Below are 25,273 nucleotides of genomic sequence, written 5' to 3'. Positions count from 1 at the left end.
TATCGCGGCCGCGTTGGGAAATCCCGGTTTTATTCTGTTTTAGGGGGGCCGTTTACCGGCAGGTCAATAATAAAACTGGTACCCTTTCCTTCTTTTGACTGAACCGTAATACTTCCGCGGTGTTTTTCGGCAATAATATGGTAGGAAATGCTCAGGCCAAGGCCCGTACCCTTTCCGGGATCTTTGGTTGTAAAAAAGGGATCGAATATTTTTGAAATCACCGCCGGGGGAATTCCGGGGCCATTGTCCCGGATGATTATCCGTACCTGGGGGCCGTTCGCCTGGGTGCTTATTTCAATCAAGCCTTTTTCCGCGTTTTTCTCCGAACCGATAGCCTGGACGGCGTTCATAACGATATTAAGGATAACCTGGTTTATTTCGCCGCCCCGGGCCCGAATCATCGGGACATTTCCCAATTTTGTTTTTACCCGGGCAATATCCTTTATTCCGTTCCGGGCGACCGCAAGGGTGCTTCGTATACCCTCATTAACATCGTATTGCGAAAAGTCCTCGGTTTCACTGGAACGGGAAAAACTCCCCAGGTCCCGGATGATGTTGATAATCCGGTCAAAGCCGTCGCCGGATTCACGGTAAATATCATCCAGCTCCCCGAAAATCCTGTCCATTTCCCGGGATTTGGTGTCACCGTCCGGACTGCCCGGAGCCGTTCCCGCCAGCGTTTTGAGCCGGGCAATGTAATTTTCCGCGGCGCCGTAATTGCTTTTCAGAAAACTTAAGGGGTTGTTTATCTCATGGGCGATACCCGCGGCAAGCTGGCCTATGGACGCCAGTTTTTCCTGGTGGACCATGAGGCTCTGGGTCTTCTTCAGATTTTCATTCGCCTGGGCCAGACTTCGGTTGGCTTCCTTCAGTTCCTGCTCAATAGCGACGTAACTGGTAATATCCTTGATAATCCCCTGGTATTCGATAAGTTTTCCCCCGGCATCGGTTACCGCTGTGGACGATTCCAGGCAGTAAACCGGCCTGCCGTTTTTTCCCTTGAGCCGTATGGCGTAGTTCCGCAGGAAGCCTTCTTCCCGCAGTTTTTTCGCGAGAACCGCCCGGTCTCCGGGGTTAAAGGCAAATTCCGAGGCTTTTTTGCCGATTATCTCCCCGGGGTTTTTAATGCCCAGAAGCTGCATCCCCGCCCGGTTTATGTTGATGATATGGTCCTTCGGATCGGCGGCGTAGATCAGATCCGGTGATGAGTCGATCAATCCCTGGAGCCTGTTCCGTTCATTCGTGAGCTGGAGTTCCTTTTTCGTTTTCTCCGCGTCCGCGGAACGTTTTTCAATACGCATCCGCGCGATGGGGGAGATGATCTCACCTATTTTTTTCAGCGAATCCCGTTCGGCCCGGCTTTGCCACGGCTCTGATGACCTGCCGAGGATGATATAACCCGGGGTTGTTTTTGATAACTTAAGGGTGAGGGTAATCCAGAATTTTTCCGGCGGCCCGTAGCCCGGCATGGCCCAGGGGCCGAAATCGGTCAGGGTTTTTCCCGCGCTCTGCCGGATAATCCCATCCATCCACTCGCTGCGGTACAGAGTTTTAGGCTCCGGCCCTCCGGCGGGAAAAAACCTGAATCCCAGGGGCGTTTTGTAGAAAGCCGCCGCCGCCGGAACGTTAAACCGGCGCTTCAGAATTTCCGCCAGGGCTATGCCGGCGAATTCACTGTCGTCTTTACCGAAGGCGGCGCAGAGTTCCGCCGCGGTTTCCAGTCCGGGGGCCGCTGTCGTAAGTTCCATACCATCCCTTCCCATTTTTTTAAAATATTTTTTCCCTGCCTTACACGATACGGGCCGACAGCAGGGTTACATCGTCACTGAACTCCCGGGCACCGGCTTTTTCCAGGGCCTTCTGCAAAAGCCGGGAGTGGTAATCCTGGCCGTAGGGAACTTCCGAGAAGAGCTCCTGGGGAGTGATCTGGGCGTGAATTCCCCGGCCGGTTATTTCCGTTAATCCGTCGGAATACAGGGTGATCACATCGTTTTTCCGGATCGGGGCGCTCTGCTCGCTGTACAGAACGGAATTGGAGAATCCCAGGCTCGTTCCTGACACGGGAAGCTCAATCGCCGTGTCCTGCCTGAGGATATACGGATGAGTCTGGCCCGCGTTGGAATAGGCGATGTATCCGGATTTTACGTTGATAACCCCCGCGAAAAACGTGATCAGCAGTCCCGAAGTTTTCCGGAGTTCAAAATTGATCCGTTCATTGAGCCATCCCAGAAAGGCGCTGGGGGAAAACTCCCCGGGTTTGGCAAGCTGTACATATTCGGGGTATATCACGGCTTTGAGGATACTGGTAATCATGGCCGCCCGGACGCCGTGGCCGGAAACATCCCGAGCATGATGAGGTATTTACCCGCCGAAAGGGGAATTACATCGTAATAATCCCCGCTCACGTACAGTCCCGGAACCGAATGGTAGCTCAGACGGAATTCCATACCCTCGGAACGGGGCAGCACCGGTTTAAGCATGGCCTTCTGGAGTTCCCCCGCCCACTTGAGCTCATCCTCCATAATCATCATATAGTCCGAATTACGGCGCCGCAAATCCCAGTATTCATAGGCTTTTTCGATTTCCCGGAGCAGATAATTCCGGTCCCAGGGTTTCAGGATAAAGCTGAATATCCCGGCCTGTACCGCTTTTATGATTTCCTGCGTATCGGAGTATCCCGTAAGAAGGATGGAAATAATCCCGGGGTATTTTTCATGGACCTTGAGCAGAAAATCCGACCCCTTCATCCTGGGCATCTTAAGATCCGAAATGACAAGCTGGGTATAATTCCCCTTTTTCTGAAGAATCTCGAGGCCTTCCTCTCCGGAGCGGGCGGTCAGAATCTGGACCCCTTTTTCCGTTGCCCAATCGGCCAGCTCCCTGCGCAGGGACTTGAGAATATTTTCCTCATCGTCCACAAGAAGTATGTACTGGGGATTTTTTACCATGTCTTTTTCCTTTTTTAATTACACAGCCGGCTCTGGAATAGTTCCCGGGACGGCTTCCGCGGAGGGGCCGGACCCCTCCATAGGAACTCCTACGAGATCGCCGTTTCCAGGGCTACTTCCATCATCTGGGTGAAGGTAGTCTGGCGCTCTTCGGCGGTGGTTACTTCGTGGCTTATCATGGAATCCGAGATGGTCAGGATCGCGAGGCATTCCCGGCCGTATTTCGCCGCCAGGGTGTACAGTTCGGCGGCTTCCATTTCCAGGCCGAGAACTCCGTATTTGGCCCACATTTTCCATTCCTCGGGATCTTCGGTATAGAACATGTCCGACGAAACGACGCTGCCGACCTTGGGATCCCAGCCCTTCTGGACCGCCACTTCGTAGGCTTTTTTCAGCAGGCTGAAGGTCGCCGTGGGGGCGAAGCTCCTCCCGCCGAAGCGTATGTTGTTCGCCCCGGAATCGGTGCACGCGGACATGGCCAGGACCATGTCCCGGACCTTCACATCCTTCTGGATGGTTCCGGCGGTCCCGATTCTGATAGCCCGTTTTACGTCGTATTCCCTGAACAGTTCATTCACATAGATTGAAATTGACGGAATCCCCATGCCCGTTCCCTGGACCGATACTTTTTACCTTTATAGGTTCCGGTATAGCCCAGAATGTTCCGGACATCGTTGTACTGGACCGGATTTTCCAGAAAATTCTCCGCGATGAACTTTGCCCGCAGGGGTCTCCCGGAAGAAGAATCGCTTCGGCGATATCGCCCTTTTTGCTGCAATATGAATGGACATGGCGCCACCTCACAGTTGAAATTCAGGATTCACTATCCCGTTACGTTAAGTATATGAAATTACCGCTAAAATGAAAGGGAGTGCAGAATCTTCCAAGCAGGAAAGCCCCTGTGTTTACGGATAGTTATCCGGATTTATGCATCGGAACCGGAACGTTCCGGGCTTTCTCCGGCTTCCCCCTGGGATACCCCGCCCATAATAATCCAGGCTGCTGCCATGCACATTGCCCCGAAAATGAAGATCCCCGGGTATCCCGCCAGGTCGATATGAGTCCGGTCACCGGAGGAGCCAAAACGGCCGCGGCCTGGCTGAAGGTATAATACAGTCCGGTATATACCCCATGGTGCCGAAAGACGCCATCTGCCACAGCATAGGAAAGGAATTAACCACAATACCGATCCAGAACGCGCCGTATATAAACATCAGAATAAGGAAAATCACCAGACTGCTTCCGGGGCTCAGGGCCAGTTTCGATGCCAGGTAACCGCTTGCCGGTATAAGCAGAAGTATGATGGTGATGCAGATGAGGCACAGGCGGATATAATTCTTCCTGCCCAGACGGTGTGCAAAATAACCCGCGGGGATCGCCAGGATGACGCTGGAAATTCCCGCAGCACCCTGGGCAAAGGCGGCGTATCCCTCGGCTGCGCCCATGGATTCTACCATAAATAACCCTAAAAAGGTTTTGCTCCTTCATACGCCATGAACCAGAAAAACAGGGAGATAAGTATTCTGGGAATACTGGTATTTCCCGATGAAAAAACCTTTTTAATAGAAGCAAAAACCGGAATTTGTTCTTCCTTGGCCTCGGTTCCGTCTTGGGGAAGACGTTCCTTTACGAAAAGAAACAGAACCAGCACCGCCGCCAGAATACAGATTCCCGCCGCGGTAAAGGGATCTGCTCGTTTATTCCTATAAGCGGCGCCAGTACCAGGGTTCCCGCAATAAGCCCTATGCCGCCCATCATATTGATTACACCATTGGCTTCGGAACGGTATTCTCCGGGGATAGTATCGGGCATGAGCGCTACCACTGGACCGCGGACCGATGTTTTAAACATATTGAAGATAAATATCAGGATAATCAGGGCCGCCAGGGAAAGGGAGGCTGCTTTGGGAAAGAGGGTGAATAAAACCGCGGAAATAGGGAGCATCACGATGATAAAGGGCATCCGTCTGCCGATCCTCGTCCGGGTTCTGTCGGACCAGATGGATATAAACGGAATCAGGAACAGCTGCAGGAGGTTATCCAGGGTCATTACACCTCCCACGGCGGCATTGGACGCGATATACCGGCGTAAAAACACGGGTATATAGGTATCGTACAGCGGGTCCATAAGTCCCATGGTGAAAAAACCAAAGCCAATAAGGAAGGTGAGGCCCATATACTGCTGAATCCCTGTTTTTTGGGTATATTTGTATCCATATAATATTGGTTTCTCCTGTAATAACTAATGGTTATAATGTAAAGAAAATCAATAGGGAAAATGCGCCTGGTCTTGACATTCGCGGCCAATCCTGGTATGTTCACGGGACATAGTAAAATGTGATGTACATGCCCTTGTAGCTCAGTCGGTAGAGCACATCCATGGTAAGGATGCGGTCAGCGGTTCGATTCCGCTCGAGGGCTTCCCTATGCCAGAGTTTTGGCATCAAATGGGTAAAGCGGGCGTCTCTTCGTGCCGTCCGCTCGAGGGATGCCGGTATTTTATAGAAAAAAGATTGATTTTCCGGGTTTTCCGGTTTTAAGGGGTTGATTATGGCAACTAAAAAGACTGCGGTTGAACTTATCGCACTGCAATGCAGTGAATGCAAACGTAAAATTATACCACCAAGAAAAACCGCCGCAATATGCAGGAAAAGCTTGAACTCAACAAGTACTGTCCCTTTGAGCGGAAGCATACCCTGCATAAAGAGGCAAAAGTTAAATAGTTATTTAGGCCAGTAGCTCTAATGGTAGAGCGTCGGTCTCCAAAACCGAATGTTGTGGGTTCGAGTCCTACCTGGCCTGGTAGATACCTGAAAAGAAACCGGCCGGATTCTTCGAATCCGGACAACTGAAGAGGGATGGTATGAACAAAATCGTTCAATTCATAAAAGAATCCTACGCTGAGCTCCGTAAAGTGGTATGGCCCAGCAAGGATGATGTTATCAGTTCGGTCAAAGTCGTGATCATTTCCACCGTAATTTTTGCTGCGGTTCTCGGTCTGGTGGACGTATTGCTTCTTCTGGGCGTCCAGGCAATATTTTAAGTAAAAAGGTTCGCCATGGCTACGGGATGGTATGTCCTCCACACGTATTCCGGATACGAAAATAAAATAGAGAAAACTATCCGCATGATGATGGAATCCGGGGATCTGGATAAAGAAGTCGTGCGGGATGTAAAGGTTCCGTCGGAAGAGGTTGTTGAGGTCAAGGACGGGAAAAAACGGACCATGACCAAAAAGTTCCTTCCCGGGTATATCCTGGTGGAAATGGATCTTCCGGACCTCTCCTGGAAGGTTGCCTGTTCAAAAATCAAGAAAATCCAGGGTGTTACCGGATTCGTGGGGACCCCCGCCGACCGGAAACCCCAGCCCTTAAGCGGCGACGAAGCCCGTTCCATACTCCAGAAGTCCGGCGAAATCAAAGGCGAGCGGCCCGTACGGACCCGGCAGAGCTTTTCCGCCGGAGAACAGGTCAAGATTATTGACGGACCATTTGAATCATTTACCGGGACTATTGAAGAAGTTAATCCCGAAAAGAACAAGCTTAAGGTTATGGTCGGTATCTTCGGCGGAATACCCCGTGGAAGTCGATCTCCTGCAGGTGGAGAAACTGTAGGATTGCAGTGTTAAGCGGCGTTTGGGTTGTAGACCCGGCGCTTCTCATATATAAAAGGACGTTCTAAACGTTCTTAGAGGTGTTACCTCCAAAGATGGGAGTTCCTGTGTAAGACAGGGACGCTACCCCGGACGGTTGATTCCGGGTATACCACAAAAGGAGCAAATGAATGGCAAAGAAGAAAGTGACTGCCATGATCAAGCTGCAGTGTCCCGCCGGCAAGGCCACCCCGGCCCCGCCCGTCGGACCTGCCCTTGGACCTCATGGTGTCAGCGCTCCCCAGTTTGTCCAGCAGTTCAATGACCGGACAAAAAGCATGGAGCCCGGCCTGATCATACCGGTGGTTATCACCGTGTATACGGACAAATCCTTCACCTTCATTCTCAAAACGCCTCCCGCCGCGGTGCTTATCAAAAAAGCTATCGGGCTGGAGAAGGGGTCCAGCGAACCCCACAAGACAAAGGTGGGAAAACTTCCCAAGGCAAAACTCGAAGAGATTGCCAAAACGAAGATGCCCGACCTTTCGGCCAATGATATTGATGGTGCGATGAAGATTATCGCCGGCACTGCCCGGTCAATGGGTGTCGAGGTGGAAAAATGAGACACGGAAAAAAGTACCTCGAAGTCTTAAGAAATACGAAGCGGAAACAACCTACGACCTCAACGGCGCTCTGGATATGGTTAAAACCCTTTCCTTCGCTAAATTCGACGAAACCGTGGACGTTTCGGTAAAGCTCAACCTCAAGAAAAGCCAGTCCGTCCGTGACACGGTGGCCTTCCAACCAGTTCCGGGGTGAAAAACGCATCCTGGTGTCTGCAAGGGCGAAAAGGAAAAGGAAGCCCAGGAAGCGGGTGCCACCTACGTGGGCGGCGATGACTCATCGAAAAGGTAAAGGGCGGCTGGCTCGATTTGATGTGCCGTAGCTACCCCGGATATGATGAAGGACGTCGGTAAACTCGGTATGGTTCTCGGCCGCCGGGGCTTATCCCAATCCCAAAACCGGAACCGTTACCTTTGATCTCAAAGGCGCCCTGGCTGAACTTAAGAAAGGCCGGGTGGAATTCCGGGCCGATAAAACGCGTGGTTCATCTGGCGGTGGGCAAGGTTTCCATGGAAGGCGAAAAAATCGCCGAAAACATCCGCGCGTGGTCAGCGAAATCAGCGGAAGAAACCCGCCGACGCAAAGGGTGAATTTATCCACACCGTTTCGGTAATTCCACCATGGGGCCCGGTGTCTGGGTTTCCCTGAGGGATGAGAGTAGACCATGGCAATTGTTGCAAAAAAATTACAGGAAGCTAAGGTTTCTTCCATAAACGAACTGAAGGGTGTCTTCGGTTCCGCGCCGGATTATATTTTCGCCGATTACCGCGGGCTTACGGTGGAGCCAGATTACCACCTCCGGCGCAGCTTCGGGGAAAGGATGCCCAGTTCAAATTGTTAAGAACAACTTTGCCCGCATCGCGTTCCAGAAATGGAAGCCCCGATGTGGCGGGTTACCTGGTGGGACCCACCGCGGTGGCGATTTCACCCAGGATGCCAACGAAGTCGCGAAGATACTTTCGACTTTGCCAAGGAAACCCCGCGCTTAAAGTGAAGGGCGGACTCGTGGTTGACCATTTACGACGCGGCCCCAGATCGAGGCGTTTTCCAAACTTCCCGGCAGCTGGAGCTTATTTCCATGCTTATGTCCGTGATGAACGGACCGGTACGGAACCTCGCGGCCGCCCTGAACGACGTTAATGCCCGGCTGGTGCGTACCCTCCAGGCAGTGGCGGACAAAAAGGCGAAGGCGCAGCGTAATGTGTATAAACCTTCAGGCTTCGGAAAGCTGCCGTTCCTGTCGGTTTTAAATAATGGCGCTGTCCCTGCGGGCGGCACCGGCGGCGTAAAGCCGCACAAAAAGCTTCGTATGGGGGCAGCAGCAAATGTATATAGGAGAAGATAATATGGCAGCGCTTACTACTGATCAGATTCTTGAAGCAATTTCATCCATGACCGTTCTGGAAGTTTCCGAACTGGTTAAAGCAATGGAAGAAATTCGGTGTTTCCGCCGCAGCTCCCGTACATGGCCGCCGCTGTGCCGCTCCCGGCGCCGCAGCAGCTCCCGCTGAGGAACAGACGGAATTCAATGTAATTCTTAAAGCCTTTGAGACGCGAAGAAAATTGCGGTTATCAAGAAGTTCGGGCTGTTACCGGTCTTGGCCTTAAGGAAGCGAAGGACTCGTTGAGGAGCTCCCAAAACCCTTAAGGAAGGTGCCTCCAAGGATGAGGCCAATAAGATCAAGGAAGCAGTCACTGCCGCGGCGGTACTGTTGAAGTTCAGTAATTGTGTAAAAAAATTAAACCTATTTCTCGTAACGTAGCTGAAGCCCAAAAGGGCTTCAGCTATAGGGCTTCCGGCCTCAAACTGACCGGGGCCTTTTGTAGTCTATGGCCAGTTTCGTCAGTAACCAAGATAACCGGGGAACCGGACGGCGCCAATCCAGGGGTAAGGAATGTAAAGGTAAAGCAATCAGTAAACGGAAATACGTAGGGAAGGACATCCGCGATGTTATGGAACTTCCCGATCTTATAGATATTCAGCTCTGCTCGTATGAACGGTTCCTCCAGCGGGACCGCATACGGAGAAAAAAGCCCCTGAGGAACAGGGTTTGGAAGAAGTGTTCAGGGCAACCTTTCCCATCGAAAGCCCAACGGTGATATGGTGCTTGAATATGAATACTATAACCTGGACGAGGATAATATCAAATTCTCCGAACAGGAATGCAAACAGAAGGGTCTCACCTACGCGGTTCCTCTTAAGGCCCGGATCAACCTGATTTCCAGCAGACCGGTGAAATCCGGCAGAAAGATATCATATGGGTATATCCCCATCATGAGCGAGCGGGCACCTTTATCATAACGGTGCGAGCGGGTGTGGTTTCTCAGATTCACCGCTCTCCGGGGGTTATTTTCAGCCACGAGAAGGCATCTTCTCCTCCCGGATATTCCTACCGGGGATCATGGCTCGAATTCGAAATCGACCAGAAGCGGGAACTGATCTACGCCAAGATTGACCGGAAGAAACGAATCCTGGGAATATCTTCCTCAGCTCTCGGTTTCGAAAGCCGCGAATATTATCCGCGCTTTTTACACCACGGAAAAGCTCACCATCCAAAGATGACCGCAAAACCAAGGAAAAAATACCGGCCGGGTGCTCGCCGCCGCTATCTGGGGCTTCAACCACCGAAGGCGGAAGATCAGAAAAAACTGTACCGGGCCGGAGAAAACTCCATCCCCATGATATTGACGAACTCCTGGTGCATGGAATCAAGACCGTGGAAGTCATCGACTTCGAAGCGGCGGATTCCCTCAATTCCTCTATGCTCCTCAATTGCTTTGAGCGGGAAGAGATCAAGTTCGTCAAGGAAGATCCCTCCAGGGATGAGCCCTCCAAGGAGGACCCTGTCCGCGGTATACTCGGTGCTCATGCCCGGGGAATCCATCACCGTGGAAGCCGCAGAAAAGGACCTTCTGGGGATGTTCTTTACCTCCCGGCGCTACGATCTCGGCAGGGTCGGCCGGTACAAGCTGAACAAGAAATTCGACTTCCAGCCGCCGCTGGAAGAATTACCCTCACGAAACAGGATATCATCGCCACGATGAAATTCCTCATCAAGGTGTACGTGGGGGATGAAAATATCGACGATATCGACCATCTCGGAAACCGCCGGGTCCGGTCCGTGGGCGAACTCATGGCCAATACCATGAAGACCGCCTTCAGCCGGATGGAGCGGATCGCCCAAAGACGGATGAGCCTCAAAGAAACCGATACCATCAAACCCCAGGATCTGATTTCAATCAAACCTGTGGTCGCGGCCATCAAGGAATTTTTCGGCTCCAGCCAGCTGTCCCAGTTCATGGACCAGGTTAACCCCCTGGCGGAACTGACCCACAAGCGGCGGCTCAACGCCCTGGGACCGGGGGGTCTTTCCCCGGGACCGGGCGGGTTTTGAAGTCCGGGATGTTCACTATACCCATTACGGCCGTATGTGCCCCATCGAGACGCCGGAAGGTCCGAATATCGGACTTATCGTTTCACTGGCTAATTACACACGGGTCAACGAATACGGTTTCCTCGAAACTCCCTACCGCAAGGTAGTGAAGGGGTCGCCACCAAGGATATCGACTACCTGTCCGCCATGGACGAGGACCGGTACTACATTGCCCAGGCTTCCGCGGCCCTCAACGATGACGGGTCCTTCGCGGACAAGCAGATTTCCTGCCGCCGCCAGGGTGATTTACACCACCCGCGGGCCCGAGGATATCCAGTTCATGGACGTTTCGAAGCAGATTATTTCGGTTTCCGCGTCCCTGATTCCCTTCCTTGAACACGACGACGCCAACCGTGCCCTGATGGGTTCCAACATGCAGCGCCAGGCGGTTCCCCTGATTTTCCCCGAAGCTCCCCGGGTTGGAACCGGTATGGAAGGCAAGTGCGCCTACGACTCCGGGTTCTGGTCAAAGCCCGGCGGGCGGGCACCGTGGTGCGGGTCACCTCCCACGAAGTCCACATCAAGCCCGATAAGGCGGGCAAGGATGACAAGCCGGATGTGTACCAGCTCATCAAGTACCAGCGGACCAACCAGGATACCTGCTACAACCAGCGGCCCATCGTCAGTGCCGGTGAGAAAATCGTTGCGGGCCAGGTTATTGCCGACGGCCCGCCACCAAGGAAGGCGAACTCGCCCTGGGCCGGAACATCCTCGTGGGGTTCATGCCCTGGAACGGATACAACTACGAAGACTCAATCCTGATCTCCCAGCGGGTGGTCAAGGAAGACATGTTCACCTCCATCCACATAAAGGAATTCATCACCGAAGTACGGGAAACGAAACTGGGTCCGGAAAAAATCACCCGGGATATTCCCAATACTTCGGAAAAGAGCCTGGACAATCTCGATGCCGAAGGCATTATCCGGGTCGGCGCCAAGGTGCGGTCCGGCGACATCCTCGTCGGAAAGGTCACTCCCAAGAGTGAAACCGAAACCACCCCGGAATTCAAACTGCTTAACTCGATCTTCGGTGAAAAAGCCAAGGAAGTCCGGATTCATCCCTCCGGGTGCCCCACGGCATCGAAGGGACCATCATCGACATCCAGCGGCTTAAGCGCACCGAAGGGATGATCTCAATCCCGGTGTCGATGAAGTGGTAAAGGTTCTGATCGCGACCAAACGCAAACTCCGGGAAGGGGACAAGATGGCGGGCCGCCACGGAAACAAAGGCGTCGTTGCCCGATTCTTCCCGAAGAGGATATGCCTTACATGGAAGACGGCACTCCCTGGACATCTGTCTGACGCCTCTGGGGGTTCCCTCGCGGATGAACATCGGCCAGCTCCTGGAAACCGAGCTCGGCTGGGCAGCGTCTACCCTGGATGAATGGTTCGCGGTGCCGGTTTCGAGTCACCCAATACCAATGAGATTGAAACGAAACTCAAGGAAGCGGGACTGCCGGTTACGTCAAAGACGACCCTCCGGGACGGACGGACCGGCGAGGAATTCGTGAACCAGGTCTTCTGCGGTACGATTTACTTCCTCAAGCTCCATCACCTGGTGGACGACAAGATGCACGCCCGGTCAACGGGACCGTATTCGCTGGTTACCCAGCAGCCCCTGGGCGGTAAAGCCCAGTTCGGCGGGCAGCGTCTCGGGGAAATGGAAGTGGGCTCTGGAAGCCTACGGCGCCGCCAATACACTGCAGGAACTGCTGACTATCAAGTCTGACGATATGACCGGACGGTCCAAGATCTACGAAGCGATCGTGAAGGGTGAGCCTCCACCACCGCGGGGATCCCGAATCGTTCAACGTACTGGTTCAGGAACTGCGGGCCTGGCGCTGGATATGACTATCTATGACGCCAAGGGAAAACAGATTCCGCTCACCGAGCGGGATGAGGAACTGATTACCAAATCCGGTTCCAATTTCTAAAGAGGTAAAAGAATATATGCGGGATATTCAGGATTTCGATTCCATTATGATCCGTCTGGCCTCCCCGGAGATGATCCGGGCGTGGTCCTACGGAGAAGTTAAAAAACCCGAGACCATCAACTACCGGACCCTGCGGCCGGAAAAGGACGGTCTCTTCTGCGAACGCATTTTCGGAACCACCAAGGAATGGGAATGCTACTGCGGAAAATTCAAGTCAATCCGCTATAAGGGGTGTTATCTGTGACCGCTGCGGTTGAGGTAACCCATTTTAAGGTCCGCCGGGAACGGATGGGCCATATTGAACTGGCGGCGCCGGTCTCCCATATCTGGTATTACCGTCCGTGCCCAGCCGCATGGGACTCCTGCTGGATCTCCCTATGGCCGCTCCCGTTCGGTGCTCTACTACGAAAAATACGTGGTCATCGATTCCGGTGACACGGATCTCAAGAAGAACCAGCTCCTCACCGAGGAGGAATATTACGAAGCCCAGGAACGCTACGGCGGCGGTTTCAGCGCCGGCATGGGCGCCGAGGCAATCAGGACCCTCCTGGAAAACCTTAACCTCGACCAGATGGCCATGGAACTCCGGGCCAAGATGATCGAAAAGGGCCAAGAGCGACAAACGGCTTCTCAAGCGCATCGAAATCGTCGAGAACTTCCGAAGCTCCAGCAACAAACCCGAATGGATGATCATGGAAGTCATCCCGGTGATCCCGCCGGAGCTCCGGCCCATGGTCCAGCTCGACGGCGGCCGGTTCGCGACTTCCGACCTCAACGACCTGTACCGCCGGGTGATCAACCGGAACAACCGTCTCAAGCGGCTCCAGGCCCTTAACGCGCCGGACATCATCATCCGCAACGAGAAGCGCATGCTCCAGGAAGCGGTGGACGCCCTCTTCGACAACTCCAAGAAAAGCGGGGTAAAGGGCGCCTCCAACCGGCCCCTCAAATCCATTTCCGACATGCTCAAGGGAAAACAGGGCCGGTTCCGCCAGAACCTTCTCGGCAAGCGGGTCGACTATTCCGGCCGTTCGGTTATTACCGTCGGGCCGGACCTCAAGATGTGGCAGTGCGGACTCCCCACCAAGATGGCTCTGGAACTGTTCAAGCCTTTTATAATGAAGAAACTCGTCGACAAGGACGTGTCTATAATATCAAGAAAGCCAAGATGCTGGTGGAACAGGAGACCCCGAGGTCTTCGCCATCCTCGACGAAGTGGTCAAGGAACATCCGGTGCTGCTGAACCGCGCGCCCACGCTCCACCGTCTCGGTATCCAGGCTTTTGAGCCGGTGCTGGTGGAAGGAAAAGCTATCAAGCTCCATCCTCTGGTATGCCACGCCTTTAACGCCGACTTTGACGGCCAGATGGCGGTCCACGTGCCCCTGACCCAGGCGCGCAGATGGAATGCTGGACCCTGATGCTTTCAGCCCGGAACCTGCTCAACCCGGCGAACGGAAAAACAATCGTATTCCCCTCCCAGGATATGGTCCTGGGTATAAACTTCCTCACCCGGTTCAAAAATGAAGCCAAGGGCGAAGGCCGCCGGTATTCCTCGGTAGAGGAAGTCCTCATGGCGGTGGAAAATAAATCCCTCGAGTGGGAGTCCCGGATCACGGTTAAAGTTCCGAAGACTCCGGTCTGGGATAAAAACGGCAGGGAAGTGAAAATCGGCAAGGACGGCCTCATCGAAACGAGCGCCGGCCGGCTGGTGTTCAACGAAGAGCTGCCGCCTGAGATTCCCTTCCTCAACTATGAACTCAAGGATAAGGAACTCCGGGGTCTTATTGAAGTTATCCTGAATGATAAGGGCTCATGGACCACGGTGAAAATGCTCGACGCCATCAAGGCTACGGGATATAAATACGCCACCGTATTCGGCGCTACCATCGGTATGGATGACATCGTGGTTCCCAAAGAAAAGACCGAGATGATCAACAAGGCCAACAAGGAAGTTGAATCCATCCAGAAGCAGTACCGCCAGGGACACATTACCCAGGAAGAACGGTACAACCGGGTCGTTGAAGTCTGGTCAAAGACCAACGAAGACCTCACCAATATCATGATGAAAACCCTGGAAGCCGACCGGGGCGGATTCAACTCGGTATACATGATGGCCAACTCCGGCGCCCGGGGAAGCCGCAACCAGATCCGCCAGCTGGCGGGGATGCGGGGCCTTATGGCGAAGCCCTCGGGGGACATCATCGAGCTGCCCATCCGGTCGAACTTCAAAGAAGGCCTTTCGGTTATCGAATTCTTTATCTCCACCAACGGCGCCCGCAAGGGACTTGCCGATACGGCTCTTAAAACCGCGGAAGCCGGGTATCTGACCCGGCGCCTCGTGGACATTGCCCAGGACGTGGTGGTCAACGAAGTTGACTGCGGCACCATCAACGGTATTTCCTATTCCGCTATTAAAGATGGCGAGGATATTGTTGAACCCCTGAGCGACCGCATCGTCGGACGGTATACCCTGGAGAGGGTTAAGCATCCCATTACCGGGGAGCTCATCATCGACGTGAATGAGGAGATTACCGAGGAAATTGCCGCCGCCATTGAGCAGGCCGGGGTCGAATCGGTCCGTATCAGGACGGTCCTCACCTGCGAAGCGAAACACGGGGTTTGCCGCCGCTGCTACGGCCGCAATCTGGCTACCGGCCGTCCCGTTGAGATCGGGGAAGCGGTGGGTACTATCGCGGCCCAGTCCATCGGACAGCCCGGTACACAGCTTACCATGCGTACCTTCCATATCGGGGGCGCCGCGACCAAGATCAGCGAAGAAAACCGTACCTTCCTCAAGTACCCCGTGTATGTCCGCGAAGTTACCGGAGCCCATGTGGAGCTTTCCGACGGACGGTGGCTCTTTACCCGCCGCGGCTACACCGTGGTCAACAAGGTGATGAAGGAATACAAGCTTGAAGGCAAGGATGAACTCCTGGTGGAAGACGGCAAACGTATTATCCGGGGAGAGCCGATTATCCGCCGCAAGGGAGAGGAAATCCTTTCTCCTGAAATCGCCTACGCCCTGGTAAAGGATAAGATCCTCTACCTTATCGGCCAGGACCAGAAAATTGAAATCCGCAATGGTTCCGATTTCCTGGTTAAAAAAGGCGATGTGGTGGAAGCTGAAAAAGCCCTCGCCACTTTCGACCCCTTCTCCGACCCAATCATCGCCGAAGCCAGCGGTATTGTACGGTATGAGGATATCATCCAGGGTACAACCATGAAGGAAGAGATCGATGAGGAAACCGGGAATATTGAAAAACGCATCACCGAATTCCAGCTTGAAAGCAAACAGCCCAGGATCTTCATCGAGGATGACGACGGCAATGAAGTCGCCTCATACTTCCTTCCCGGAGGGGCTTACATCCAGGTTGACGAAGGCGAAAAAATAAACGCCGGCCGTACCATCGCAAAAACCCTCAAGGAATCCGCCAAGGCCATGGATATCACCAGCGGTCTGCCCCGGGTAAGCGAACTCTTTGAAGCCAGGAAGCCTAAGAGCCCCGCGGTTCTTGCCCAGGTTTCCGGAATCGTGTCCTTCAAGGGTATTATCAAGGGTAAACGGGTTGTATTTGTCCATGATGCCTTCGGCAAGGAATACAAACATCTGATCCCCATGACGAAACGGCTTTTAATCCGGGACGGCGATACTGTTGAAGCCGGGGAAGCATTGTGCGTCGGCTCGATTAACCCCCATGATATTCTGTTTATCCTTGGGGAAAGCACCCTCCAGCGCTACCTTATGGATGAAATCCAGCAGGTATACCGCCTTCAGGGTGTGTCCATCAATGACAAGCATATCGGTGTTATCGTACGCCAGATGATGCGGAAAGTTGAAATCGTAGCCGTGGGTGATACCAAGTTTATCTACGGACAAATGGTGGACAAATACCGGTTCCATGAGGAAAACAACCGGGTTATTTCCGAAGGCGGTCAGCCTGCGGTCGCCCGGCCTCTGTTCCAGGGTATTACCAAGGCATCCCTCAATATCGACTCCTTCCTTTCTGCGGCGTCCTTCCAGGAGACCACCCGGGTACTTACCAACGCGGCTATAGCCGGTTCCACCGACTATCTCCGGGGATTGAAGGAAAATATCATCATTGGTCATCCGATTCCCGCCGGCACCGGCATGAAGCGGTACCGCCAGGTCAAGCTCTTTGACCAGAACCAGCAGGACCTCGACGTGTATATGCAGGAAATCCTTGAAAAGCGGAAGCTCGAAAAGGCTGTGGAACAGGAAACGGAAGATTTTTCAGCGGAAGAGCCGGAAGAAGCGGTTGTTGAATGATCTCTCCATTTCAGTGTTGATTACCTAAATGGCAGCAGGCCCCCGGATACGGGGGCTTGTTTTTTTAATACAATAAAAATCCGGCCAAGGGCCAAAAATGCGTTTTTATCGGCCTGGATTATGGTTATTTTTTAATTACTATAGAATAAATTAGAAAAATTTCGGATAATTCTGAACTGGCACATAGCGCTCATATAAAAGTAAAGGATTCTGTTTTTGAAAAGAAGAACTGTTTTTGCCCTGGTACCATTGTGTATATTGCTTTTTGGATTGGCCCCGTATCCGTGTTCGGCACAGGAAGAGGAAGAATCAGCGTACGAAGATCAGGGGAAAAACTATATTGCCGCCATCGGCGAGACGCTTTTCAGCAATGCCGTCCTGTGGGCGGCCAACCGTTTTATCGCAGGGGCCGAATACGCGGAGGTATCCCCGGCAACGTGGAAGAAAAACCTGACTAGATGGTGGGATTGGGATCAAAGTACTTTCATCACCAATCAGATAGGCCATCCGTACCAAGGATCCTTCTACCATGCGGCGGGCAGGGCGAACGGATTTTCGTTTTACGAATCAATTGCCTTTGACGCCCTCGGCAGCGCCACCTGGGAACTCTTCGGGGAAAGTATCAGACCCGCGCTCAATGATTTTCTGGTTACCGTTCCCGGGGCCGCGTCGGTCGGTGAGATCCTGCACCGGCTGTATCTCGAAGCCTATGCCGCGGGGTCACCCTTTGCGGTTATCCTCAGCCCCATGCATTCCTTCAATAACCTTGTTACCCGACGCAAACCGGAACCCGGCGGCGGAAATATTATGGCTTCTTCTCTTTCCGCCGGGCCGGGGGTCACCATTGGCCGGCGGTACAGCGGCTCCGGGAATACTTTGATGGAAAAATGGGACATTCTTTCGGTAAATCTCCGGTACGATATCAGCTACGGTGATCCCTATACCGGAAGCAGCAACATTCCGTTTGAACAGTTTGATATGGCCATTGGTGGGGGAGGCGGTTTCGTCTGGTATGATATGCACGTCATAACCGACGGGTATCTGTTTTACCGTCCGCTGCGGATGTCTTCCGGTGGAAAAGCCGCCCTGGGGCTCACCCTCAATTTTGATTTTTTTGCCAGCGCGAACAGTGATTATTCATCCAACGCCCTTAACGCGACCTTCAAATACCGCCGGGCTTTGCCCGGCAGCGGAGATTTCCAGCTCAAGGCCCACGCCGGGTGGACAGGCATCGGGGCGGCAAATTTTTACCAGTATGAAGATGTCGAACCGGGAGACGAGGAGCGCAGAAACTACGGGACCGGGGCAAACATAAAACTCTTTCTTTCTGCCAAAAGCCCGGTCTGGGGGGAAGTGCTTTTTTCTTCCCTGTGGTATTACATGGCGGTTATCCCCAATACAGTCAAAAACTCGAACGGCCATGTTCTCTTTTCTTATACGGATGTCTCATATTCCTATCCGGTCACGGACGGTTTTTCCATCGGAGCCGGTTATACGCTGCACTGGAAAAACGGCTGGTACAAACACGTCCCTAACCTCGTTAAGGTGACCCAAAGCGCCCGTATATTTGTAAAATACCAGTTTAACCATTCCGCGGATTCTGTCTGACGGGAGCGAAAACCCCTGTACGGTTTTCCCGCGGCTTATTCTGGGCAAAATAACGAAGAGGAACTATAATAAACCAGGCCTTCGGGTAAATTTACCGAAAGGAGAATCCGGTGCGGGATATAAAAAAGCTGCAGTCCCTTCGGACCATTGTTCTTGTGATTATCTGCATCAGCCTGCTGGTATTTACAGGACTTTTTATTTCAGTATTTCAGCGGGCTATACCGGGAATGCTCCTCCGTTCGGAAAATAAATATTTCCAGGAACAGATGGGGGCTGTCCAGGGGCAGATAGCCGACGCCTTTAACCAGATTACTATTACCGCAGAAGACGTCGCCGGCCGTTCCGGAACCGCGGCTTTTGTTTCGGGGGACAATCCCGGATTTATACAGGACAACTGGCCGTCTGTGACCATGGCCGAAAGATACGGGCTTACCTTTGCTGTTTTCATGGATTCCGCGGGAACGGCCGTATACAGTGAAACCTGGGACGGCGGCTCCGCCCGCCCGGAACTGCTTACCGCTGATTTTTATGATTTTCTCTCCGGAATTTCCGGGCGGCCTGCCGGCGGAGTGGTATTTTACGGCGATGTTCCCTATTATGTTGCGGCTGAACCTATCTCCCCGCCCCGGGATAGTTCCCAGCCGGCCGGGACTTTCCTCTGCGGAAGAATTCTTGACAGCGGGTTTTTCAGCCGGCTCACCCATTACCAGAGCATGGCTTTTACGGTAATCCCCGAAGATAAACCTTCCGGCAGCGAATCGGCCCTGGATCATATGAATCAGACCGTTCTGTCCGTAACCATTCCCCTCGCCGGATTGGACGGTACCCCGGCAACCCTCAGAATGCAAGGCCCCTGGGCGCTGTATACGGATAACCAGTTTACCATAAACCGTATCATCAGCCTGCTGCTGGTTGCCGTGGTTGTCTTTGTGCTGCTCCTCTACGGCGTTATTGTTATTTTTGTTTTGTCTCCCCTGGAACGCCTGACCGAGGATGTGGAAAAACTTACCATCAGCGGCAGCATCGCTCTGGACCGGCGGGTTAACAGCAGGGAATTCTACGCGTTAAGCCGTTCGATAAATGATATGGTTGAAGAGCTGCGCCAATCCTCCCTGTCGGCCAACACGGTTCTCAGCATTCTCAATGGCATGGATGCCTATCTCTACGTTACCGAACCGGATACCGGAAAGATACTTTTTGTCAATGACAGGATGAAGGAGCATTTCGGTTTACGGGAAGATGTTATTGGCAACACCTGCTGGAAGGTGCTTCAAAGGGATTTTGACGGCCCCTGTCCGTTCTGTCCCATGGATCGCCTCAAAAGCAATCCCGATTCCGTTATTACCTGGGAAGGCCAAAGTTCCGTAACGGGCAGGTATTATAAAAACACCGACTGCCTGATCGACTGGATAGAGGGGAAAACCGTACACCTCCAATACCGGACGGATATTACCGATATTAAAGCCGCGGCGGAACTAAAACGGCGGCTCAGCCAGCAGGAACTCATGTCCGCTCTGTCCCAGAATTTTATTTCCACCGAGGATATGCCGGTGCTCATTACCAACGCCCTGAAAATGGCAGGGGAGTTCATGAATGTGGACAAGGCTATCCTCGCGCGGTTCATCCCCGATCAGAATTCGCTCCATGTTGATTACGACTGGATAAACCGGGCTCATAACTCAAATCCCATAATGGTTAATGCCATACCGTTTATTCCCGGCGAAGGACTCTATGATGAGTTTATAACCAAGGGCGCATCCCATATCGCTGTGTCGGATGTAATGGAAAACGATAATTTTATTGTTTTTTCACAGATGAAGACATCGTCCATTCTGGCCGTTCCCGTGTTTGTTTCCGGGGATTTCTGGGGTGTCCTGTATTTTGATGAAACCCGGGAAAAAAGAAACTGGGATGAAAGTGATGTTCAGCTTATCATCTTAATCGCCAGTGTTATCTCAGCCGTTATCAGCCGGAGCCAGACCGAAAAACGGCTGCTGCGCATGTCTTCCATCGCGAACAGTTCTCCTCAGTATATTTCCTATATCAGCCGGGACGGCCGTTTTGAGTACATAAACCCCGGGGCGACAAAAATCACCGGTTATTCCGTGGAAGAACTTACGGACGGCGGCATCGGTATTATCTTTGATAAACCTACGTTTGATCTGGTCCGCGATGAATACATTCCGAAGGTCGTTAAAAACGGCACCGGCGAGTTTGAGATTCCCATAATCAGAAAAGACGGCCTGCCGCGGCTGCTCTCGTTTTCAACATTTCTTACGGGAGACGGGACCCACGAATTCGGTATCGGGGCAATTGCCGTGGATGTGACGGAAAACCGGCGGATTGAGAAGGAGCTGGTCATCGCCAAGGAACAGGCTGAACAGTCGAGTCTGGCCAAGGGCCGCTTCCTGTCGCGGATGAGCCATGAAATGCGGACCCCCATGAACGCCATAATCGGCATGACCAGTATTGCCAAATCATCGGAGGATCCGGACAGAATGGCGTACTGTCTCGGCCGGATCGATGAAGCTTCCAACCATCTTCTTGGGGTGATCAACGATATCCTCGATATGTCCAAAATTGAAGCCGGAAAATTTGAACTCAATTATTCCCGGTTTAACTTTGAGAAAATGCTTGTCCGGGTTACCAATGTTATGAATTTCCGGATAGACGAAAAGGAACAGAATTTTATTGTAAAGGTTAACCCCGAGGTCCCTGAGTATATAGTCTCGGATGAACAGCGCCTTGCCCAGGTTCTCACAAACCTCATTTCGAATGCCGTTAAATTTACCCCCGAGGGTGGTACCATAACATTGTCGGTGGGAAAAACAGCGGAAGCCGACGGTATGTGTACCCTGCAGATTGAAGTAAGCGATACCGGTATCGGAATTTCACCGGATCAGCAGGAGCGGCTTTTCCAGTCCTTTGAGCAGGCCGACGGCAGTATCGCCCGGAAATACGGCGGTACCGGACTGGGGCTGGCGATTTCAAAAAGTATCGTAGAAATGATGGATGGCTCCATAGGGGTCGAATCTGAACCGGGTAAAGGGTCGCGCTTCATTTTTTCCGTGCAAGCGGAAAGAGGGTATCCTGATTCCGATGAGGCAAAGCCCCCCGCGCCGGACTGGAGCAGTCTCAGGGTTCTGGCGGTGGATGATGCCCCGGAGGTGCGGGAATATTTTCTTGATATCGCGGATTCCATCGGATTCAGCTGCGCTGTGGCCGCCGGCGGCGCTGAAGCGTGCCGCCTTCTGGATGAATCGCCGGAGCCGCCCTTCAATATAATTTTTGTGGACTGGCGCATGCCCGGCATGAATGGTATAGAGCTTACCCGCAGAATCAAGGAACAGTACGGCAGCAATACCGTGGTTATTATGATTTCCGCAACGGAATGGACCACCATTGAACACGAAGCCCAGAATGCCGGGGTCGACGCTTTCCTTCCAAAGCCGCTGTTTCCGTCTCTGATCGTGGATTGTATTACCCAGTGTTTAGGGGGAAAAAGGGCCCGCCGGGATGACCGGGGGGCCGCCCCTGACAGGCGCGGTATTTTTAGGGGCAAACGGATACTCCTGGCCGAGGATGTGGAGATAAACCGGGAAATAGTGGTTTCCCTTCTGGAAGACACGGAAATCACCGTTGAATTTGCTGAAAACGGAGCCCAGGCAGTATCGGTTTTTTCCGGCCGGCCTGGTGATTTTGACCTGATTCTCATGGATATCCATATGCCGGAAATGGACGGCTACGAAGCGACCAGGCGGATCCGCGGATTGGATCTTCCGGAATCCGGAACAATCCCGATTATAGCGATGACCGCAAATGTTTTCCGGGAGGATATTGAGGCCTGTCTGGCTGCCGGTATGAACGGCCATGTGGGAAAACCGGTGGATCTGGAGGAACTTCTTTCAATACTTAAAAAACATCTGAACCGATAAGGTGACAAATGTAATTTTATAAGTTTCTTCCATATAATAAAACTATTGTAATAAATCCAATTTTTAGGATATTATACCGTACTCATGCATAAGCCGTTTTTTAAGCCCATAACAAAGGCGTATCCTGACATAAAACTTATTGAACCGGTTATTTCCGGGTTTGTTCTTTTTTTAGTCCGGTTATTTGCCCGGGGGTACCTGTATTTTTTCCTGGGCATCAGCAAGGTGGAGCTCCGGGGAAATAAAAACATGTATGACACATTCCTCCGGGCTCTTTCCGGAAAGAGCAGGAATATTGTGGCCTTCCGCCATCCCTACGGCGGGGAGCCGCAGCTTATAGCGTGGTTTATAATACACCGGCTCGCGAAACTTGCCCGGAGAGACAAGGTTTTATTTCCTATAAAACCGCATGTTAAATTCGTCTACGGATATGAAGTTCCCCGCTGGGGCGGTTTTATCGCCCGGTGGATCATGCCCCGGCTGGGGGCAATGCCGATCCACCAGGCAAAACTCGATTTCGTCGGCCTGGCCCGCATTCACAAGGCCCTGGAGGACGGTCCCTATCCCCTGGCGATTGCCCCCGAAGGCCAGGTAAGCTACAACAGCGAACTGGTCCAGCGGCTGGAGCAGGGGGTGATCCGGATGGGATTCCAGACCGCTGTCCGCCTTGAAAAAGCGGGAAATTCCGCGGATATGGAAATCCTTCCGGTGTCTGTTCATTTCCGATACGGATCATGGGCAAAATTCGCCCTCAAATTGCTTATCAGAAAAATAGAACGGGTTACCAGCACGGGCAATAAAGTTAAAGGCCATGAATCCCTCAGCCTGTACCAGCGTCTTGAGCTTGCCAGGGACCGGCTTGTGGTGCTTCACGAAAAGCAATACACCTTAACCCCGAAGCCTGATGTTTCATACAATGAACGAATTGTTTCGATTATGGAAGCGGCCCTTGCCCGGGCTGAGGAAATGCTCGGTATTAAGCGGGGCGAAGGCAGCCTTATCGCCCGGGCGTCCCGGATACGGCAGATTTGCTGGGACAGGATCTACCTCCCCGGAAAAGACGACCTTGCCCACATGAGCAAGGTTGAGCGCGCCCTGGCCGACCGCCGGGCGGGTGAAGCCTGGTACGCCGGGCGGCACATGGAACTGGTGGATTTTGTCTGGTATTTCAGGGTTCCGGTTCCCACGGAGGAGACGTCCTTCCACGTACTGGTAGAATATATTCAGAATCTCTGGGATTTCGCCAACCGGACCATGGGCGGAGCCTATGCGACCCGGCTTAAGATTCACCCAAAAACCGCCGTGATCTACGCGGGGACCCCAATCAATCTTACCGAGCAGCTTCCGGCTTACCATAAAAACCGCAAGGAAGCCTTTGAGTCGGCTCTCAAGGATCTGCATGATGAATTTAACCGGTGTATTGAAGCGGTCCGAAAAGAGGGGTAGAAAAATGATACTGGAAAAGAAAAGCCGCCGTTAACGGCGGCTTTTTTGTTTACAATTTTTTGATAACCTTTGATTTGGCAATATCCTCGTTATCCTCGGCGTATTGCTTTATGGTTATGCCGTCGCTGTCCCGTACCTTGGTATTCGCTCCGGCGGCAATGAGTACCTCAAGCATCTCAGGATTGCTGGTAAACGCCGCGGCGTGCATCAGCGGGGTCCAGCCTTCCTCATCCATAGCCTCAAGTTCCGCTCCCGCGTTCAGCAGCACCCCGATTATTGCCGGCTCCTCATTGTGGCCCGCGGCAATCATGAGTACGGTCCAGCCGTCGTAATCCCGGTCATTTACATCGGCTCCCGCCTTCAGCAGCCGTTCGGCAACAGCGGGGTTTTCGTTAAACGCCGACGCGTGCATCAGCGGGGTCCAGCCGTCTACATCACGGCTATTGATCTCCGCCCCTTTGGAAAGGAGCAAATCCGTAATAGCTTCAGCTTCGTTGTACCCCGCTGCGTGCATCAGGACAGTCCATTCCTCATTGTCGTAGTCATTGATCCGGGCTCCCGCGTTAAGCAATGCCTGGATAACCGCTGTGTTTTCGTTATGGGCGACTCCGTTCATGAGCACCGTTGCTCCGTTATTATCCCTGTCATGGATATTCTCTCCGCGGTCCAGGAAGAATTTAATCATCCCGGGGTTTTCATTAAACGCGGCGGCATGCATAAAAGCCGTCCAGCCGTCTTCATCCCGGTCATTTATCCGCGCGCCGGCGGCGGTCAGCCGTTCAATCACCGCCAGGTCCGGATTCGTTCCCGCCGCGTGCATAAGTACGGACCAGTCTTCTTTATCCTTGGCGTTGACATCCGCGCCGGCGGAGATGAGGGTATTGATAACTCTGAGATCCTTATTCGTCCGCAGCGCTATCATCAGCGGTGTCATACCGTCGATTTCCTTGTCGTTCACCTTTGCGCCGGCCTGAAGCAGTACCTCTGTGGCTTCCTGGTTTTCGTTGAATTCCAGGGCAAACATGAGAGCAGTCCATCCATCCTGATCCCGGTCATTCAGCCTGGCTCCCTCATTGAGCAGCAGGGATATCACCTTGGGATCGGTATTGAAGCCGGCGGCAAACATAAGCGCCGACCAGCCATCTTCATCCTGGGTATTTACGTCCGCTCCCTTGCTGATAGCAGCCTGTATCTCATCGATAGTTCCGTTCTGAACCGTATCTAAGAAATCCTGCTTTGCGGTGCATCCGGGCAGAACTCCGGATACCGCAACCACCAGCGCCAAAATAACGCCGTTTATTTTTTTCATTCCATTCCTCCAATGGGTTTCTATAATATTTTATACCGCATATATTACAAAAAATCCATAAACCATCATACCGCTCCGGGATTAAAACCCCATGCTGCTGTACCGACCGATTATACTTGACGAATACCCGTGAAAGTTAGTAACCTATTACTGTTG

13 protein-coding genes, 2 tRNA genes and 7 pseudogenes are annotated in these 25,273 nt (G+C 52.8%); 15 read left to right on the top strand and 7 right to left on the bottom strand.

What is annotated here, in order from left to right; translation table 11 throughout:
- Positions 1 to 29: 29 nt before the first annotated feature.
- The 6 genes and pseudogenes from JFL75_RS10585 to JFL75_RS20920 form a co-directional block, all read right to left on the bottom strand.
- The gene (locus JFL75_RS10585; protein WP_215626648.1) at positions 30 to 1,748 is read right to left on the bottom strand and encodes a sensor histidine kinase; all 1,719 of its coding nucleotides are present in this window, start codon (positions 1,746 to 1,748) and stop codon (positions 30 to 32) included.
- Between the two features lie 40 nt (positions 1,749 to 1,788).
- Positions 1,789 to 2,313, bottom strand: coding sequence for a PP2C family protein-serine/threonine phosphatase (locus tag JFL75_RS10580; protein WP_215626661.1), 525 nt, complete (start codon positions 2,311 to 2,313; stop codon positions 1,789 to 1,791).
- Entirely contained in the window at positions 2,310 to 2,948 is a 639-nt protein-coding gene (locus JFL75_RS10575) for a response regulator (protein ID WP_215626660.1), read from the bottom strand. The genes JFL75_RS10580 and JFL75_RS10575 overlap by 4 nt, the downstream gene beginning before the upstream one ends.
- An 89-nt stretch (positions 2,949 to 3,037) precedes the next feature.
- A pseudogene (gene deoD, locus JFL75_RS10570) lies at positions 3,038 to 3,739 on the bottom strand (purine-nucleoside phosphorylase).
- Positions 3,740 to 4,015: 276 nt separating this feature from the next.
- On the bottom strand, positions 4,016 to 4,405 hold the full coding sequence (locus JFL75_RS20925; RefSeq protein ID WP_349629685.1) for an MFS transporter: 390 nt from the start codon (positions 4,403 to 4,405) through the stop codon (positions 4,016 to 4,018).
- A gap of 169 nt (positions 4,406 to 4,574) precedes the next feature.
- Entirely contained in the window at positions 4,575 to 5,123 is a 549-nt protein-coding gene (locus JFL75_RS20920) for an MFS transporter (RefSeq protein ID WP_349629684.1), read from the bottom strand.
- Positions 5,124 to 5,295: 172 nt separating this feature from the next.
- Between JFL75_RS20920 and JFL75_RS10560 the strand changes: the two genes are divergently transcribed.
- The 15 genes and pseudogenes from JFL75_RS10560 (at position 5,296) to JFL75_RS10495 (ending at position 23,808) form a co-directional block, all read left to right on the top strand.
- Positions 5,296 to 5,368 (top strand) — tRNA-Thr (locus JFL75_RS10560).
- Between the two features lie 129 nt (positions 5,369 to 5,497).
- Positions 5,498 to 5,670, top strand: a pseudogene (gene rpmG / locus JFL75_RS10555) (50S ribosomal protein L33).
- Between the two features lie 6 nt (positions 5,671 to 5,676).
- Positions 5,677 to 5,749, top strand: a tRNA-Trp gene (locus JFL75_RS10550).
- A 61-nt stretch (positions 5,750 to 5,810) separates the two neighbouring features.
- Entirely contained in the window at positions 5,811 to 5,990 is a 180-nt protein-coding gene (secE, locus tag JFL75_RS10545; RefSeq protein ID WP_215626644.1) for a preprotein translocase subunit SecE, read from the top strand.
- Between the two features lie 15 nt (positions 5,991 to 6,005).
- Positions 6,006 to 6,561: pseudogene (nusG, locus tag JFL75_RS10540) on the top strand (transcription termination/antitermination protein NusG).
- A 169-nt stretch (positions 6,562 to 6,730) separates the two neighbouring features.
- Entirely contained in the window at positions 6,731 to 7,162 is a 432-nt protein-coding gene (rplK, locus tag JFL75_RS10535; RefSeq protein ID WP_215626642.1) for a 50S ribosomal protein L11, read from the top strand.
- Positions 7,159 to 7,876, top strand: a pseudogene (rplA, locus tag JFL75_RS10530) (50S ribosomal protein L1). Before rplK ends, rplA begins: the two are co-directional and overlap by 4 nt.
- Positions 7,828 to 8,004, top strand: a complete 177-nt coding sequence (rplJ, locus tag JFL75_RS10525; protein WP_215628766.1) for a 50S ribosomal protein L10 — start codon at positions 7,828 to 7,830, stop codon at positions 8,002 to 8,004. Before rplA ends, rplJ begins: the two are co-directional and overlap by 49 nt.
- A 237-nt stretch (positions 8,005 to 8,241) precedes the next feature.
- Positions 8,242 to 8,508, top strand: coding sequence for a hypothetical protein (locus JFL75_RS21010; protein WP_490337716.1), 267 nt, complete (start codon positions 8,242 to 8,244; stop codon positions 8,506 to 8,508).
- 1 nt (position 8,509) lies between these two features.
- Positions 8,510 to 8,926: pseudogene (gene rplL / locus JFL75_RS10520) on the top strand (50S ribosomal protein L7/L12).
- Positions 8,927 to 9,116: 190 nt separating this feature from the next.
- Positions 9,117 to 12,530 (top strand): annotated as a pseudogene (gene rpoB, locus JFL75_RS10515) (DNA-directed RNA polymerase subunit beta).
- A 16-nt stretch (positions 12,531 to 12,546) separates the two neighbouring features.
- Positions 12,547 to 16,819, top strand: a pseudogene (rpoC, locus tag JFL75_RS10510) (DNA-directed RNA polymerase subunit beta').
- A 216-nt stretch (positions 16,820 to 17,035) separates the two neighbouring features.
- Positions 17,036 to 18,427, top strand: a complete 1,392-nt coding sequence (locus JFL75_RS10505; RefSeq protein ID WP_215626636.1) for a DUF3943 domain-containing protein — start codon at positions 17,036 to 17,038, stop codon at positions 18,425 to 18,427.
- A 110-nt stretch (positions 18,428 to 18,537) separates the two neighbouring features.
- Complete coding sequence (locus tag JFL75_RS10500; RefSeq protein ID WP_215626635.1) at positions 18,538 to 22,362, top strand: response regulator; 3,825 nt, start codon at positions 18,538 to 18,540, stop codon at positions 22,360 to 22,362.
- A gap of 84 nt (positions 22,363 to 22,446) precedes the next feature.
- Positions 22,447 to 23,808, top strand: a complete 1,362-nt coding sequence (locus tag JFL75_RS10495) for a lysophospholipid acyltransferase family protein (protein WP_215626634.1) — start codon at positions 22,447 to 22,449, stop codon at positions 23,806 to 23,808.
- 49 nt (positions 23,809 to 23,857) lie between these two features.
- On the opposite strand, the gene JFL75_RS10490 is transcribed toward JFL75_RS10495, so the two are convergent.
- Positions 23,858 to 25,117 (bottom strand): ankyrin repeat domain-containing protein, encoded by a 1,260-nt coding sequence (locus JFL75_RS10490; protein WP_215626633.1) that lies wholly within the window; start codon positions 25,115 to 25,117, stop codon positions 23,858 to 23,860.
- Positions 25,118 to 25,273 lie beyond the last annotated feature (156 nt).

Origin of the sequence: Breznakiella homolactica, assembly GCF_016616095.2 — a bacterium.
In the GTDB taxonomy this organism is placed as follows: Bacteria; Spirochaetota; Spirochaetia; order Treponematales; family Breznakiellaceae; genus Breznakiella; species Breznakiella homolactica.
This window is presented reverse-complemented; position numbering and strand designations above follow the sequence as displayed.

What these genes read in the sequence shown, in the direction of transcription:
- JFL75_RS10585 (WP_215626648.1), bottom strand. Translation starts at nt 1,748, where the DNA reads ATGGAACTTACGACAGCGGCCCCCGGACTGGAAACCGCGGCGGAACTC.
- JFL75_RS10580 (WP_215626661.1), bottom strand. Translation starts at nt 2,313, where the DNA reads ATGATTACCAGTATCCTCAAAGCCGTGATATACCCCGAATATGTACAG.
- JFL75_RS10575 (WP_215626660.1), bottom strand. Translation starts at nt 2,948, where the DNA reads ATGGTAAAAAATCCCCAGTACATACTTCTTGTGGACGATGAGGAAAAT.
- JFL75_RS20925 (WP_349629685.1), bottom strand. Translation starts at nt 4,405, where the DNA reads ATGGTAGAATCCATGGGCGCAGCCGAGGGATACGCCGCCTTTGCCCAG.
- JFL75_RS20920 (WP_349629684.1), bottom strand. Translation starts at nt 5,123, where the DNA reads ATGGGCCTCACCTTCCTTATTGGCTTTGGTTTTTTCACCATGGGACTT.
- secE (WP_215626644.1), top strand. Translation starts at nt 5,811, where the DNA reads ATGAACAAAATCGTTCAATTCATAAAAGAATCCTACGCTGAGCTCCGT.
- rplK (WP_215626642.1), top strand. Translation starts at nt 6,731, where the DNA reads ATGGCAAAGAAGAAAGTGACTGCCATGATCAAGCTGCAGTGTCCCGCC.
- rplJ (WP_215628766.1), top strand. Translation starts at nt 7,828, where the DNA reads ATGGCAATTGTTGCAAAAAAATTACAGGAAGCTAAGGTTTCTTCCATA.
- JFL75_RS21010 (WP_490337716.1), top strand. Translation starts at nt 8,242, where the DNA reads ATGCTTATGTCCGTGATGAACGGACCGGTACGGAACCTCGCGGCCGCC.
- JFL75_RS10495 (WP_215626634.1), top strand. Translation starts at nt 22,447, where the DNA reads ATGCATAAGCCGTTTTTTAAGCCCATAACAAAGGCGTATCCTGACATA.
- JFL75_RS10490 (WP_215626633.1), bottom strand. Translation starts at nt 25,117, where the DNA reads ATGAAAAAAATAAACGGCGTTATTTTGGCGCTGGTGGTTGCGGTATCC.